Genomic DNA, 13,851 nt, shown 5'->3' with positions numbered 1-13,851 from the left:
GGACGGCGCTCCGCAGATTCGTTGGTTCGCTGTGCTCAGGCCAGCCGCACCGACTCGGCCTGCGGGCCCTTCTGCCCGGTGCCGACCTCGAAAACGACCTGCTGGCCCTCTTCGAGGACCTTGTATCCGTTCATGTCAATCGCGGAGTAATGAACGAAAACGTCCTGTCCCCCTCCATCGACGGTGATGAAGCCGTAGCCCTTCTCAGCGTTGAACCACTTCACGGTCCCGTTCGCCATGCATTACTCCCATTGCTGTGTCGCTCGCGCGATCCGTCGCCGCACGTTGACTCCCGATCCTAATGCTTTCAATAGGCGGCGACGCCAGAGATTTCGTGAATCGATTCCGAAATGAGGCGAAAGTTAAACACGCGCGAAACAAAGAGATCGGGCGGTCACGGAGCCCGGATCAGCCCTGGTAGTTCGCGCCGATCACGACGGTGATGTCCGCACCCGTGTCGTCGAAGGCATTGCTCTGCTGGATGGTCGCGCCCGGCAGCGACTGCACGACCCCGAGGGCGGCGGCCTGGTTGGCGGGATTGCCGTAGTAGACGATGGTCGTCGCCAGGTCGTTGCGGTCGGCGTTCGCGAGCGCGCTGACCGTCCAGCCCGCGGCCTTCAGCTTGTCGCCGACGGTCTGCGCCAGGCCTTCCGTCGACGTGCCGTTCAGCACGTTGACCTGCAGCGCGGGGTTCACGGTCGGGACGATCGTCGGGGTCGGGGTGGGCGTCGGCGTCTGCGAGCGGGATGCCGAGGCCGACGGCCCGTGGAAGGAGATGTTGCCGTTGATGACGGAGAGACCGAAGATGCCGGCGCCGACCAGCACGATCGTGGCGAGCGCCGCCCATCCCACCGCCATCCATGCGCGGCCCCGCGGGCGCGGCGCACGGTGCGCGCCGACGCGCTTCAGGTCGTCGGGGATCTCGTCGAACCTGTCGCGGGGGTACTTCTCAGCCATCGGGGGATGCGGTCCTCGGGGTCAGTCGCCGGACGGGAGGGTCCGTGCGTGTCGTGCGGCCAGCCTCGCCTCGCGCAGCCGCAGCAGCCTCTTGACGAGCATGGGGTCGTGGCGGAGAGCGGCCGGGCGGTCGATCAGCGCACCGAGCAACTGATAGTACCGAGCCGCCGAGAGACCGAACTCCTCGCGGATGGCCTGCTCCTTGGCTCCGGCGTGACGCCACCACTGGCGTTCGAACGCGAGGATCGCGGCATCCCGATCGCTCAGCTGGTCCGTGTCCGAGGGCTCGCGGTCGGCGGCAGGCCGTTCGTCGGCTGACCGGGTCACGCGCACCGCCTTCCCTCGTCACGGACGCCGGACGTTGCCGGACATGCCGGTCGCGCCCCGCGCTCGCGCATCATCCTAGGGCGCAGGCCCTGTGTGTTCCCCGTTTCCTCCCGGCACGTCGCGGGACGAAACGGGAACAGCCGTCGCGGCGCCGCCGTTTAGTCTGGTGACGACGAAAGGGAGAGGCATGGCAACGAACGAGACGGCCCAGGACGGATACACGGTCTCCAAGAGCGAGAACGAGTGGCGCGAGGAGCTCAGCCCCGAGCAGTACGCGGTGCTGCGGGAGGCCGGGACGGAGCGCCCGTGGACCGGTGAGCTGCTCGACGAGAGTCGCGCCGGCCTGTACACCTGTGCGGCGTGCGGCGCGGAGCTGTTCAAGTCGGGCACCAAGTTCGACTCGGGATGCGGCTGGCCGAGCTTCTACGAGTCCGTCCGCCCGGAGGCCGTGCAGCTGATCGAGGACACCAGCCTCGGCATGGTCCGCACCGAGGTGCGCTGCGCCTCCTGCGGCTCGCACCTCGGGCACGTCTTCCCCGACGGCTTCGGCACTCCGACCGGCGACCGCTACTGCATGAACTCGCTGTCGCTGAACTTCACGCCGGAGTCCTGATGACGACAGGCGCGACGGCCGCGGGCTCCGCCGGCGACCTCGCCGAGCGCGTCGCCGCGCGCCGGTCGTACTCGCGGGTGACGCCGGACGCGCCGACCCACGAGGAGCTGCTGCCCCTGGTGGCGGCGGCCGGCCGGGTCGCCGACCACAGCGCGCTGCACCCGTGGCGTCTGATCGAGCTCCGCGGAGACGCGCGGCTGCGGCTCGGCCAGGCGTTCGTGCGGGATGCGAAGGCGACCGGATCGGAGGCGGAGAAGCTCGCATCCAAGCCGCTGCGCTCGTCTCTCTTGATCGCGATCGTGTCCGTGCGGACGAAGAGCGAGAAGGTTCCCGGCTGGGAGCAGGATGCGGTGGCGTCAGGAGTGGCCCACATCCTGAGCCTGCTGCTCCACGACGCGGGCTGGGGCGTGATGTGGCGGACCGGCCACCACACCCGGTCGAAGGCGGTGCACAGAATGCACGGACTGAAGAAGAACGAGCGGCTGCTCGGCTGGCTGTACGTGGGAGGCATCCCCGCGGACAGCAAGGAGGGGTACCGCCGGTCGCTCGACCCCGAGCGCTTCCTGACGGCGCTGGACTAGGCGGACTGCCGTCGCCAGCCCCAGCGGATGCTGGCGATGGCGACCGCGACGATCGCGAGCAGCGTGCCGCCGATCGTCGAGAACGCGAGGGTGTGGCCTGCGGTCGGCAGGAGCAGGTCGAGCAGGAGGGCGGAGGCCAGCTGGCCCGCAACCGTCGCCAGACCGAGCAGCAGCACCCCGGTGATCCGCACGAGGAACGCGGTCACCCCGATGAAGATGCAGCCGATCGCCCCGCCGATGTATAGCCAGGGTTCCGTCGGCAGGCGTGCGGGGAGTCCGGCCAGCGCCCAGTGTCCGAGCATGAGCACCAGCAGAACCGATGTGCCGACGGCGAAGTTGATGAACGTCGCCGTCAGCGCGCTCTCGGCGGCGACACGAACCTGGCCGTTGACCGCCTGCTGCCAGCCCGTGCCGAGACCCGCGATGAACGGGAGCACCATCATCCATACCGGGGCCCTGCCCCCGAACTGCGCCGACACCGCCCAGGTGACCGCGACGAGGGCGAGCAGTGCTCCGACGAGTCGTGCGGCCGTCAGCGGGCGGCGGCCGCCCGGGCCGAGCCCGACGCGGTCGAGCACGAGGCCGCTGATGGTCTGGCCGGCCACGACCGCGACGGTGAACAGCGCGACGCCGAGCGCGGCGGCCGTCAATCCCTGCGAGAGCACCAGGAACGAGCCGGCGGCGCCGCCCAGCACGTACCACCAGCGCAGACCGCGGCCGCGGAGCGCGTCACGCACGCGCGCCAGGCCTCGTCGGCCGGCCGGCACGATCGCCAGCGCGACCGTGAGGATCACGAGGCCGGAGCCGAACGAGATGGCGGCGGCCGTGAACCCGTCACCGAGTCGGCTCCCCAGCTCGCCGTTGATGCGGGACTGCAGCGCGACCAGCGCACCGCACAGGAGCGCGAGGACGAGAGCGAGCCAGAGCGGGAACGAGCGAGGAGTCACTCCCCCAAGCCTAGGCCCGCCGGCGACACTGCTCAGGGAGCGGGCGCCTCGCCGTCGGTCGGCTCCGGCTTCGGCAGCCAGTCGATGTTCTCCTCCGGCGCGACCTCCTTCTCCTCGGTGAGGTCGTAGTCGTCGTCGTTCTTCTTGTCGCTCATGCCGCCACCCTACGCTCAGCCGGCGACAGCGCCGGGCGTGTCCGCCAGCGCGCCGAGGGGCGACTCGATCGCGTCGGCGATGTCGCGCAGGAACCCCGCAGCGACTCCCCCGTCGGTGACCCGGTGGTCGAACACGAGCGACAGTTGCAGGATGCGGCGGGGCACGATCGCGCCGTCCACGACCCACGGCCGCTCGATCGCCCGGCCGAGGCCGAGGATGGCGACCTCGGGGTGGTTGATGATCGCCGCGCTGCCGTCGACCCCCAGGCTTCCGTAGTTGTTGATCGTGAACGTCGAGCCGGCGAGATCGGCGGGCGGGAGGGTGCCCTCGCGGGCCGCCTGCGCCAGACGGTCGAGCTCCGCGTCCAGCTCGCGCACGGAGAGCCGGTCGGCCCGGCGGACGACCGGGACGAGGAGCCCGCGGTCGGTGTCGGCGGCGAAACCCAGGTTGACGCCCTCGAACAGTTGCAGGCTCTGCCCGTCGGTCGTGACGCGTCCGGCGAGCTCGGGATGCCGGGCGAGCGCAGTGAGGGCGAACCGGGCCACGAAAGAGAGGAACGAGGGAGCGCGACCCGTGCGGGCGAGGCGACGGCGCCCGTCCCACAGCTCGGTCGCATCCACATCCACCCACACCGTCGCCTCGGGGATCTCGGCGCGGCTGCGCGTCATGGTCTCGGCGACCGTGCGGCGCAGGCGCGAGAACGCGGCCGTCTCTCGCACGGTGAGCCCGGTGCGCGGGTCGGTCTCCGCGGAAGCGGCGGGTGCCGCGGGTGCCGCGGGTGCCGTCGGCGACGGCGTGGCGGTGGATGCGCGCGCCGGCACCTGCGCGCGCGCCGACAGCGCCGCCTCCACGTCGTGCCGCGTGACGACGCCGTCCGGGCGGCCCGGGCGGAGGGTCGAGAGGTCGATGCCATGGCTGCGGGCGAGCGCGCGGACGACGGGCGAGACGACGGGGACGACGCGAGGCCGGGGCGGTGTGACGGTGGTCGCGCGCGGCGGCTCGAGCGTCGCAGTGCGGGAGGCCCGGGGCCGGCGACCGGCGTGCGCCGTCGTGCCGTACCCCACCAGCACCGCGCCCGAACCGCTGGAGGTCGCCGGCGCTTCCGCCGCCTCCTCCTCGACCTCGATCAGCGGGGCGCCGACCAGGATGTTCTCGCCCTCCGCGCCATGAAGCGCAGCGATCCGCCCGGCGTACGGCGACGGCACTTCGACGACGGACTTCGCCGTCTCGACCTCGGCGATCGGCTGGTCGGTGACGACGGTGTCGCCGACCGCGACCAGCCAGCGCACCAGCTCCGCGTCGGTCAGGCCCTCTCCGAGGTCGGGAAGGGTGAACACCCGTGCGGTCATGCGTCCTCCCACTGCAGCGCATCCACCGCATCCAGCACGCGGTCGACGTCGGGCAGGTAGAACCGCTCCAGCTTGGGCGGGGCGAAGGGGGTGTCGAACCCGGCCACACGGTGCACCGGCGCGAGCAGGTGGTGGAAGCAGCGCTCCGACACCCGCGCCACGATCTCGGCCGCCATGCTGGCGAAACCGGGCGCCTCCGCCACCACGACCGCGCGGCCGGTGCGGCGGACCGCCGCACACACCGTCTCGTCGTCGAACGGGACCAGCGACCGCAGGTCGATGACCCCGACGCTGCGTCCGTCCTCCGCTGCGGCCTCGGCGGCGGCGAGCGCGACCGGCACGGACGGGCCGTACGCGATCAACGTCACGTCGTCGCCCTCCCGGGCGACTCGCGCGCGGCCGATCTCGGGAAGCGGCGCCTCCACATCCACCTCGCCGGTCGACCAGTACAGCTTCTTCGGCTCGAGGAAGATGACCGGGTCGGGATGCGCGATGGCGGCGCGCAGCAGCCCGTACGCGTCCTGCGGGGTCGCGGGCGACACCACGGTCAGCCCGGGCGTGTGCACGTAGTACGCCTCCGACGAGTCGGAGTGGTGCTCCACCCCGCCGATGCCGCCGGCGTACGGGATGCGCACCACCATCGGAAGGCGCACGCGGCCCTGCGTGCGGTTGCCCATCTTGGCGACGTGGTCGACGATCTGCTCGAAAGCCGGATACGCGAAGGCGTCGAACTGCATCTCGACGACCGGGCGCATCCCGTTCATGGCCATGCCGACCGCCGTGCCGACGATGCCGGACTCGGCCAGCGGAGTGTCGAAGCAGCGGCTCTCGCCGAAGCGGGCGGTCAGCTCGTCGGTGATGCGGAAGACGCCGCCGAGGGCGCCGACGTCCTCTCCGAAGACGACGACGGACGGGTCGGCGGCGAGCGCGTCGGCGAGGGCCCGGTTGAGTGCCTGCGCCATCGTCATCGTGGCGGGTGCGGTGGATGCGGCCTGCTCCGGTTCCGCGCCGGCCGGGCGTTCGGCGGGAGCGTCGTGCATGAGCGTCATCGTGCGGCCTCCTGGCTGGTCGGCTGGCCCGCGTGGCCCGCGTCGGCGGCGCGGAGCTCTGCGGCGAGCTGCTCGGCCTGCTCGCGCAGCTGCGGGGTCGGGGTGGCGTAGACATGGGCGAACAGGTCTTCTGGATGCGGTTCGGCGTCGGCCATGATCGCCGTGCGGAGGTCAGCGGCGACCCTCTCGGCGTGCGCGTGCGCCTCGGCGTCGTCGCCCTCGGTGAGCGCGCCCTGTTCGGTCAGCCAGGCGCGCAGCCGGACCAGCGGGTCGCGCGCGAGCCACGGCTCCACCTCGTCGGAGGTGCGGTAGCGGGTGGCGTCGTCGGCGTTGGTGTGCGACTTGACCCGGTAGGTGACCGCCTCGACGAGCGTCGGGCCTCCGCCCTCGCGCGCCTCCTCGACGGCCTCCCCGAGCACCGCGAGCAGAGCGGCGAGGTCGTTGCCGTCGACGAGGCGCCCGCGCATCCCGTAGCCGACGCCCTTGTGCGCCAGACTCGGCGCGGCCGTCTGCCGACTGAGCGGCACCGAGATCGCGTAGCCGTTGTTCTGCACCAGGAAGACCACGGGCAGGTGGAAGACGGCGGCGAAGTTGAGCGCCTCGTGGAAGTCCCCCTCGCTGGTCGCGCCGTCGCCGCACATCGCGAGCACCACGGTGTCCTCGCCGCGGAGGCCGGCCGCGTGGGCGAAGCCGACCGCATGGAGCAGCTGGGTCGCCAGCGGCGTCGCCTGCGGTGCGACGCGGTGCCGGTTGGGGTCGTAGCCGGAGTGCCAGTCGCCGCGGAGCAGCACGAACGCCTCGAACGGGTCGACGCCACGCGCGATCACCGCGACGGTGTCACGGTAGGTCGGGAACAGCCAGTCCCGCTCGCCGAGCACCATCGCCGCGGCGATCTCGCTGGCCTCCTGACCGTGTGACGACGGGTACACCGCGAGCCGCCCCTGACGGACGAGGGCGTCGGCCTGGTCGTTGAGGCGGCGGGCGAGGACGAGGCGGCGGTAACCGTCCCGCAGGGTGTCCTGGTCGGGGACGCGGTCGGGCGCGAGGGCGGCGTGGCCGCTCGGGTCCGCGGACCCGTCCTGGTCGATGAGCCGCAGCGGGGTGTCGCCCGGCAGCAGGTCGTCCGCGCGCAGCGGTGCGTCGGCGTGCATCCGTTCTCCTTTGAAAGACGTCGCTCATCATCAGGATGACTTCGCTGGACCCCGGATGCTACGGGTGCGCCGGAGTCGAGACGAATGGATGCGCTGGGCGCGTTCGAGTGCCAGACTGTCCAGCACCATGGACGACATCGACGTACGCATCCTGGACGCTCTGCGCGCCGACGGCCGCGCCTCCATCACGGCGGTCGCGGAGGCGGCGCACGTGTCGCGCGCCAACGCGTATGCGCGGCTCTCCCGGCTGGTCTCGGACGGCGTCATCACCGGCTTCACCGCGAAGGTCGACCCGCGGCTGTCCGGACGCCGGTCATCGGCGTACGTGACCATGCGCGTGGAGCAGGCGGCCTGGCACGACCTGCGCGACCGGCTGCGGCAGATCCCCGAGGTGGAGCATTTCGCCCTCGTCGGCGGCGACTTCGACGTCATCCTGCTGGTCCGCGCCCGCGACAACGAAGACCTGCGGCGGGTGGTCCTGGAGGAGCTGACGAGCATCCCGTCGGTGCGGGACACCAAGACGTCGCTGGTGTTCGAGGACCACGACCAGCGCTGACGGCCGGCTCTGGTGGGTCGCAACACGCCGTTATGCGCGCCGGATAACGGCGTGTTGCGACCCCTCGCCGGCGGGAGCCGACGGACGGGTTGCCCAGGGGCGGCGATTCTGCGACGATGCAATTGCTGAACGCTCGTTCGGTAATTCGGGTTCGAGGGAGAGCGCGATGGCGGAGGCCTACCTCGTGGGCGGAGTACGCACGCCCGTCGGTCGCTATGGCGGCGCGCTGGCCGGTGTCCGGCCCGACGACCTCGCCGCGCTCGTCGTCGCCGAGGCGGTGCGCCGAGCGGCTGCTCCCCCGAATGCCCTCGACGAGGTGATCCTGGGCGCCGCGAACCAGGCCGGCGAAGACAACCGCAACGTCGCCCGGATGGCCGTCCTGCTCGCCGGGCTGCCCGACGCGGTGCCGGCCATGACCGTCAACCGGCTGTGCGCATCCGGCTTGACCGCGGTGATCCAGGCGGCGCAGGCGATCCGCGCCGGGGATGCGGACCTGGTGATCGCGGGCGGCGTCGAGTCGATGACGCGTGCGCCCTGGGTGCAGGCGAAGCCGGAACGCCCCTGGGCGAAGCCCGGCCCGCAGTACGACACGTCGATCGGCTGGCGGTTCACGAACCCGCGCCTGCTCGAACGCGACAAGGCGACCTACACGATGCCCGAGACGGCCGAAGAGGTCGCCCGGATCGACGGCATCACGCGCGAAGAGGCCGACGCCTTCGCCCTGGAGAGCCACCGGCGAGCTGCGGCCGCGGCCGACGGCGGACGGTTCGACGCCGAACTGCTGCCGGTCCAGACACCGAGCGGCACGGTCACCGCCGACGAGGGCATCCGCCGCGACACCGGGATGGATGCGCTGGCGCGTCTGAAGCCTGTCGTCGCGGGCGGCAGTGTCGTCACCGCAGGCAACGCGTCGCCGCTGAACGACGGAGCATCGGCGATCGTGGTGGCGAGCGCAGCGGCCGTCGAGCGATACGGACTGCAACCCCGGGCCCGGGTCGTCGCCGCGGCGAGCGCCGGCGTCGCCCCGGAGGTCATGGGGCTCGGTCCGGTGCCCGCGACACAGAAGGCCCTCGCCCGGTCCGGGCTCGACGTCTCCGACCTCGGCGCCATCGAACTCAACGAGGCGTTCGCCAGCCAGGCCATCGCGTGCATCCGCCGTCTCGGGCTCGACCCCGCGGTCGTCAATGCGGACGGCGGCGCCATCGCCCTCGGCCACGCACTCGGCTCGAGCGGGTCGCGCATCCTCGTCACCCTGCTCGGCCGGATGGAGCGGGAGGGGGCACGACGCGGGCTCGCGACCATGTGCGTGGGCGTCGGCCAGGGCACCTCGCTGATCGTGGAGGCGGTATGACCGGGTACAGCACCCTCGCGGTCGAGGAGCGCGGCGACCGGGTCGTGGTCACGCTCGACCGGCCGGAGCGCCGCAACGCGATCGACCAGCAGATGGTGGACGAGCTGCACCGCGTCTGCGCGACGCTGGAGGTGCAGCCGCGCATCCTCATCCTCACCGGGTCGGGCGGAATCTTCGCCTCCGGTGCCGACATCGCCGAGCTGCGCGAGCGGACCGCCGCCGACGCCGCGAGCGGCATCAACGACACGATCTTCACCCGCATCGCGATGCTCCCGATGCCCGTGATCGCCGCCCTCGACGGGTACGCGCTGGGCGGCGGAGCGGAGCTCGCCTACGCGGCCGACCTGCGGATCGGCACCCCGCGTCTGCGCATCGGCAACCCGGAGACCGGCCTCGGGATCATCGCCGCCGCCGGCGCGCTGTGGAGGCTGCCGGAGCTCGTCGGCCTGCCGCTCGCGACCGAGCTGGTGCTGACCGGGCGCATCCTGACGGGCGAGGAGGCGCTGGCCGCAGGACTCGTCGGCGACCTGTTCGAGCCGGGTGAGCTGCTTGCAGGGGCCCACGCCCTGGCCGACCGCATCGCCGCGAACGACCCGCAGGCGACCCGGCTCACCAAACGCGTGCTGCGCGAGCCCGCCGAGCGGCATCCCGCCGCCGAGCGTGAGGCGCAGGCGGTGCTCTTCGAGTCGCCGGAGAAGCGGCGGAGGATGACCGAGTTCCTGGAGCGGAGGAGCAGGAGATGAGCACGACGGGGCTGCCCGAGCGGGTCGCCGTGATCGGCGGTGGACGGATGGGCGCGGGCATCGCGCACGCGTTCCTCATGGCGGGTGCGGAGGTGGCCGTGGTCGAGCAGAACGCGACCGCCGCGTCGGAGGCGCGGGACCGCATCCTCACCGCGGTCGAGGGCAGCGTCCGCCGCGGCTCTTCCGCCCCCGACCCCGCGCGCCTGCTCGTCACCGTGACCTGGGAGGCGCTGAACGGCGCGGGCCTCGCGATCGAGGCGGTGCCCGAGCTGCTCGACCTGAAGCGGGATGCCCTCGCCCGCGCCGAGCAGCTGCTGCCGGTGGACGCGGTGCTCGCGACGAACACGTCATCCCTGTCGATCGACACCCTGGCGGAGGGGCTGACCCGGCCAGGCGCGTTCCTAGGGCTGCATTTCTTCAACCCGGTCCCCGCATCCACTCTCGTGGAGGTCGTGCTGGGCACGGCGACCGCCGCCACCGCCGGGGAGGCGGCCGAACGGTGGGTGCGCGCGCTCGGCAAGACGGCGATCACCGTGCGCGACTCCCCCGGCTTCGCCTCCTCCCGCCTCGGGGTGCTGCTCGGGCTGGAGGCCATCCGGATGGTCGAGGAGGGCGTCGCCACCCCCGACGACATCGACACCGCCATGGAGCTCGGCTACAAGCATCCCGTCGGTCCGCTGCGGCTCACCGACCTGGTCGGGCTGGATGTGCGGCTCGACATCGCCGAGTACCTCGCCCGCGAGCTGGGGCCGCGTTTCGAGCCGCCGGAGCTGCTCCGGCGCATGGTCGCCGAGGGGATGCTGGGCCGGAAGACCGGCCAGGGGTTCTTCTCCTGGGGTGAGGACGGGTCGCCGATCGCTACCGCTGGGGAGCGTCCACGATGAGGTTCGTGATGCGCGCCGTGCAGAGCCGGTTGCCGTCCTCGTCGGTAATGACGATCTCGTGCGATGCGATGGTGCGGCCCAGCCGGATCGCGGTCGCGACCCCGGTCACGAGGCCCGACCGCGCCGCCCGGTGGTGGGTCGCGTTGATGTCGACGCCGACCGCGCTGCGTCCAGGACCGGCGTGGATGACCGCCGCCCACGACCCGAGGGCCTCCGCGAACGCGACCGACGCGCCGCCGTGCAGCAGCCCGAACGACTGGCGGTTGCCCTCGACCGGCATCGTCGCCACGACGCGCTCCGCGGACTGCTCCAGGATGCGCACCCCCATCTTCACGTCGAGCTCACCCAGTTCGATCGTCCAGTCGCCGTCGGCCATGCCGCCAGCATACGCATCCACTCGAGGAGGCCTTCGATGATCCTGCCCAGCTACATCCGCGATGAATGGTGGACGCCCGAATCCGCGGTCGGTGCTGCCGGCGGCGGCACGGAGGACGGTACCGAGGGCGGCGCCGCCGAGGTGCTCGACGCCTCCACCGGCGCCGTCATCGCGCGGGTCAGCACCGCCGGCCTCGACCTCGCGGGCGCGCTCGACCACGCCCGGACCGTCGGGCAGCGCTCCCTCGGCGCGCTGACGTTCCACCAGCGCGCCCTGCTGCTCAAGCAGCTTGCGCAGGCGCTCACCGAGCGCAAGGACGAGCTGTACGAGCTGTCCGCCCAGGCCGGCGCGACCCGCGCCGACGCCTGGATCGACGTCGACGGCGGCATCGGCGCGATGTTCACCTACGGCTCGAAGGGACGGCGCGAGCTGCCCAACGCGCAGGTCGTGCTCGACGGTCCCGCCGAGCAGCTGTCGAAGGACGGCAGCTTCCTCGGCCGCCACGTCTACACCCGGCTGCCGGGCGTCGCCGTGCAGATCAACGCGTTCAACTTCCCGGTCTGGGGGATGCTCGAGAAGCTCGCCCCGTCCTTCCTCGCCGGGATGCCGACGCTGGTCAAGCCCGCCACCCCGACCGCGTTCGTGGCCGAGGCCGCCGTTCGGATCATGGTCGAGTCCGGGCTCCTGCCCGCGGGCTCCCTGCAGCTGGTGAGCGGATCGGTCCCCGACCTGTTCGACCACCTGCGGCTCGGTGACCTGGTCGCGTTCACGGGGTCCGCATCCACTGCCGAACGTTTGAAGGCGCACGACTCGGTGCAGACCGGCGGGGTGCGGTTCACCAGCGAGACCGACTCGATCAACGCGTCGGTGCTCGGGCCGGATGCCGTCACCGGGACGCCGGAGTTCGACGCGTACGTGAAGGGACTGGTCGTCGAGATGACGGCCAAGTCCGGGCAGAAGTGCACGGCCATCCGCCGGGCGATCGTCCCGACGCCGCTCGCGGACTCCGTGATCGCGGCGGTGCGCGACCGGATCGCTGCGCGCGTCGTGATCGGCGATCCGCGCGCCGAGGGCGTGACGATGGGGCCGCTCGCCTCGCGCACGCAGCGCGAGGAGGTGCTGCGCCAGGTGGGACGGCTCGTCGCGGCGGGCGGAGAGCTGGTGATCGGCGGACTCGACCAGCCGACCGTCGTGCGGGCCGACGGCACGACCGGCGCAGCCCCCGAGGGCGCCTTCGTCGCGCCGGTGCTGCTGCGGTTCGCGGACGCGTGGACGCCGGAGGCGCACACCGTCGAGGCGTTCGGGCCGGTCGCGAGCGTCCTGTCGTACGACACGGCGGAAGAGGCGGTCGCGCTGGTCGCGCGCGGCGGCGGGTCGCTCGTGACCAGCGTGGCGACGCACGATCCGGAGTTCGCGCGCATATTCGTGCTGGGTTCTGCGGCCTACAACGGGCGCATCCTGGTGCTCGACCGCGACGACGCCCGCACCTCCACCGGCCACGGCTCGCCGATGCCGCACCTCGTGCACGGCGGGCCGGGGCGAGCCGGAGGCGGTGAGGAGCTGGGCGGGATCCGGGCGGTGCTGAACCACATGCAGCGGACGGCGCTGCAGGGGTCTCCCGATCTGCTCACCGCGATCACCGGGGTGTGGCATCCCGGTGCCGCCGCGTCGGCCGAGCCGCCGCATCCCTTCCGCAAGTCGCTGGCGACCCTGCGAATCGGCGACCAGGTGCAGTCCGGCTCGCGGCAGATCACGCTCGACGACATCGAGACGTTCGCGGCGTTCACGGGCGACACGTTCTACGCGCACATGGATGAGGAGGCCGCGGCCGCCAACCCGTTCTTCCCCGGGCGGGTGGCGCACGGGTACCTGCTGGTGTCGTGGGCGGCCGGACTGTTCGTCGACCCGGCGCCGGGGCCGGTGCTCGCCAACTACGGGCTGGAGGACCTGCGGTTCCTGACGCCCGTCGTGCCCGGTGACAGCATCCGCGTCGCCCTGACGGCGAAGCAGATCACGCCGCGCGAGACCGACGACTACGGCGAGGTGCGGTGGGATGCGCGCATCCTGAACCAGCACGACGAGCTCGTGGCCACCTACGACGTCCTGACCCTCGTAGCCAAATAGCCCCACCGTCGAGTCCGCAAACTTTGCACGCCGCGCGCCCCGAAAACGTGCAAAGTTTGCGGACTCGACGGGGGTCGGAATCGCGGGTCAGCGGAGGGCGAGGGCGAGGATGGTGTCGGCGAGGTCGTCGGGGGTCAGCGGGCCCGCGGGGGTGTACCACTCGGTGAGGGAGTTGATCATGCCGAAGAGGAGACGCGCGACGACCGCGGGATCCGCGTCGGTGCGCAAGGAGCCCTCGGCCCGCGCCTCGGCCACCAGTTCGGCGACCGCGTGGTCGAACGCGCGGCGACGGGCCAGCGCCGCCCGCTCCACGTCGGTGTTGCCGCGCACGCGCAGCAGCAGCGTCACGTACGGCAGCCGGTCGGCGAGCACCCGCACAGCGCCCCGCAGCACGTAGGCGAGCCGGTCGGCCGCCGGCCCGGTCGTCGCCTCGGGCGCCCGCAGCACGCCCTCCAGCCCGTCGAGGGCTTCGTCGAGCGCGAGGGCGAGCAGTTCGTCCTTGGACGAGACGTGGTGATAGATCGCCGACTTCGACAGTCCGAGGCGGTCGGCCAGCATCCCGATGGAGGTCGCGTCGTAGCCGTGCTCGTTGAACGCGGCGACCGCGACCTCGAGGATGCCCCGCTGGTCGTAGCCGGGCCGGCCTCGGCGCAGGGCGTCGGAGCGGAGCGTCTCGGTCACGCGCCC

17 protein-coding genes are annotated in these 13,851 nt (G+C 72.2%); 7 read left to right on the top strand and 10 right to left on the bottom strand.

Going from position 1 to position 13,851, the window contains the following annotated elements; translation table 11 throughout:
• Window positions 1-35: 35 nt before the first annotated feature.
• From AXZ95_RS16115 to AXZ95_RS16105, 3 genes are all read right to left on the bottom strand, one after another.
• A complete protein-coding gene (locus tag AXZ95_RS16115; RefSeq protein ID WP_018191758.1) occupies window positions 36-239 on the bottom strand; it encodes a cold-shock protein in 204 nt (67 codons plus the stop codon).
• Between the two features lie 169 nt (window positions 240-408).
• On the bottom strand, window positions 409-957 hold the full coding sequence (locus AXZ95_RS16110; RefSeq protein ID WP_018191759.1) for a LytR C-terminal domain-containing protein: 549 nt from the start codon (window positions 955-957) through the stop codon (window positions 409-411).
• A gap of 21 nt (window positions 958-978) precedes the next feature.
• Window positions 979-1,290 carry a DUF3263 domain-containing protein gene (locus AXZ95_RS16105; RefSeq protein WP_018191760.1) on the bottom strand — a complete coding sequence of 104 codons (312 nt, stop codon included), beginning with the start codon at window positions 1,288-1,290 and terminating at the stop codon, window positions 979-981.
• 181 nt (window positions 1,291-1,471) lie between these two features.
• Between AXZ95_RS16105 and msrB the strand changes: the two genes are divergently transcribed.
• Both msrB and AXZ95_RS16095 read left to right on the top strand, forming a co-directional pair.
• Entirely contained in the window at window positions 1,472-1,897 is a 426-nt protein-coding gene (gene msrB, locus AXZ95_RS16100) for a peptide-methionine (R)-S-oxide reductase MsrB (RefSeq protein ID WP_018191761.1), read from the top strand.
• Window positions 1,897-2,478 carry a nitroreductase family protein gene (locus tag AXZ95_RS16095; RefSeq protein WP_018191762.1) on the top strand — a complete coding sequence of 194 codons (582 nt, stop codon included), beginning with the start codon at window positions 1,897-1,899 and terminating at the stop codon, window positions 2,476-2,478. Before msrB ends, AXZ95_RS16095 begins: the two co-directional genes overlap by 1 nt.
• Here the strand turns inward: AXZ95_RS16095 and AXZ95_RS16090 are convergent.
• Genes AXZ95_RS16090 through pdhA form a run of 5 tightly spaced genes read right to left on the bottom strand, consistent with a single transcriptional unit; the run spans window position 2,475 to window position 7,130 of the window.
• Window positions 2,475-3,425: a DMT family transporter gene (locus AXZ95_RS16090; RefSeq protein WP_018191763.1), complete on the bottom strand. Its 951-nt coding sequence runs from the start codon at window positions 3,423-3,425 to the stop codon at window positions 2,475-2,477. The two genes, AXZ95_RS16095 and AXZ95_RS16090, sit on opposite strands and share 4 nt — an antisense overlap.
• A gap of 32 nt (window positions 3,426-3,457) precedes the next feature.
• Window positions 3,458-3,580 carry a hypothetical protein gene (locus tag AXZ95_RS19890; protein ID WP_018191764.1) on the bottom strand — a complete coding sequence of 41 codons (123 nt, stop codon included), beginning with the start codon at window positions 3,578-3,580 and terminating at the stop codon, window positions 3,458-3,460.
• Window positions 3,581-3,595: 15 nt separating this feature from the next.
• Window positions 3,596-4,930: a dihydrolipoamide acetyltransferase family protein gene (locus tag AXZ95_RS16085; protein ID WP_018191765.1), complete on the bottom strand. Its 1,335-nt coding sequence runs from the start codon at window positions 4,928-4,930 to the stop codon at window positions 3,596-3,598.
• A complete protein-coding gene (locus AXZ95_RS16080; protein WP_018191766.1) occupies window positions 4,927-5,979 on the bottom strand; it encodes an alpha-ketoacid dehydrogenase subunit beta in 1,053 nt (350 codons plus the stop codon). The genes AXZ95_RS16085 and AXZ95_RS16080 overlap by 4 nt, the downstream gene beginning before the upstream one ends.
• Window positions 5,976-7,130 carry a pyruvate dehydrogenase (acetyl-transferring) E1 component subunit alpha gene (pdhA, locus tag AXZ95_RS16075; protein ID WP_018191767.1) on the bottom strand — a complete coding sequence of 385 codons (1,155 nt, stop codon included), beginning with the start codon at window positions 7,128-7,130 and terminating at the stop codon, window positions 5,976-5,978. The genes AXZ95_RS16080 and pdhA overlap by 4 nt, the downstream gene beginning before the upstream one ends.
• A 127-nt stretch (window positions 7,131-7,257) precedes the next feature.
• Between pdhA and AXZ95_RS16070 the strand changes: the two genes are divergently transcribed.
• The 4 genes from AXZ95_RS16070 to AXZ95_RS16055 all read left to right on the top strand — a co-directional run bounded on the left by AXZ95_RS16070 (window position 7,258) and on the right by AXZ95_RS16055 (window position 10,664).
• The gene (locus tag AXZ95_RS16070) at window positions 7,258-7,686 is read left to right on the top strand and encodes an Lrp/AsnC family transcriptional regulator (RefSeq protein WP_018191768.1); all 429 of its coding nucleotides are present in this window, start codon (window positions 7,258-7,260) and stop codon (window positions 7,684-7,686) included.
• A gap of 166 nt (window positions 7,687-7,852) precedes the next feature.
• Window positions 7,853-9,037: an acetyl-CoA C-acyltransferase gene (locus AXZ95_RS16065; protein ID WP_018191769.1), complete on the top strand. Its 1,185-nt coding sequence runs from the start codon at window positions 7,853-7,855 to the stop codon at window positions 9,035-9,037.
• The gene (locus AXZ95_RS16060) at window positions 9,034-9,780 is read left to right on the top strand and encodes an enoyl-CoA hydratase/isomerase family protein (protein ID WP_018191770.1); all 747 of its coding nucleotides are present in this window, start codon (window positions 9,034-9,036) and stop codon (window positions 9,778-9,780) included. The genes AXZ95_RS16065 and AXZ95_RS16060 overlap by 4 nt, the downstream gene beginning before the upstream one ends.
• The gene (locus AXZ95_RS16055) at window positions 9,777-10,664 is read left to right on the top strand and encodes a 3-hydroxyacyl-CoA dehydrogenase family protein (RefSeq protein WP_018191771.1); all 888 of its coding nucleotides are present in this window, start codon (window positions 9,777-9,779) and stop codon (window positions 10,662-10,664) included. Before AXZ95_RS16060 ends, AXZ95_RS16055 begins: the two co-directional genes overlap by 4 nt.
• Here the strand turns inward: AXZ95_RS16055 and AXZ95_RS16050 are convergent.
• Entirely contained in the window at window positions 10,639-11,040 is a 402-nt protein-coding gene (locus AXZ95_RS16050; protein ID WP_018191772.1) for a hotdog fold thioesterase, read from the bottom strand. The genes AXZ95_RS16055 and AXZ95_RS16050 overlap by 26 nt on opposite strands.
• A 36-nt stretch (window positions 11,041-11,076) precedes the next feature.
• Here AXZ95_RS16050 and paaZ point away from each other — a divergent pair, with 36 nt between their 5' ends.
• Window positions 11,077-13,164: a phenylacetic acid degradation bifunctional protein PaaZ gene (gene paaZ, locus AXZ95_RS16045; protein ID WP_018191773.1), complete on the top strand. Its 2,088-nt coding sequence runs from the start codon at window positions 11,077-11,079 to the stop codon at window positions 13,162-13,164.
• A gap of 87 nt (window positions 13,165-13,251) precedes the next feature.
• Here paaZ and AXZ95_RS16040 read toward each other — a convergent pair whose 3' ends face one another.
• Window positions 13,252-13,845 carry a TetR/AcrR family transcriptional regulator gene (locus AXZ95_RS16040; RefSeq protein ID WP_018191774.1) on the bottom strand — a complete coding sequence of 198 codons (594 nt, stop codon included), beginning with the start codon at window positions 13,843-13,845 and terminating at the stop codon, window positions 13,252-13,254.
• Window positions 13,846-13,851 lie beyond the last annotated feature (6 nt).

The organism is Leifsonia sp. 115AMFTsu3.1, from assembly GCF_004362795.1.
GTDB lineage: Bacteria > Actinomycetota > Actinomycetes > Actinomycetales > Microbacteriaceae > Leifsonia.
Note: the sequence above shows the minus strand (reverse complement) of the source record. Positions and strands in the feature narration are given on the sequence as shown.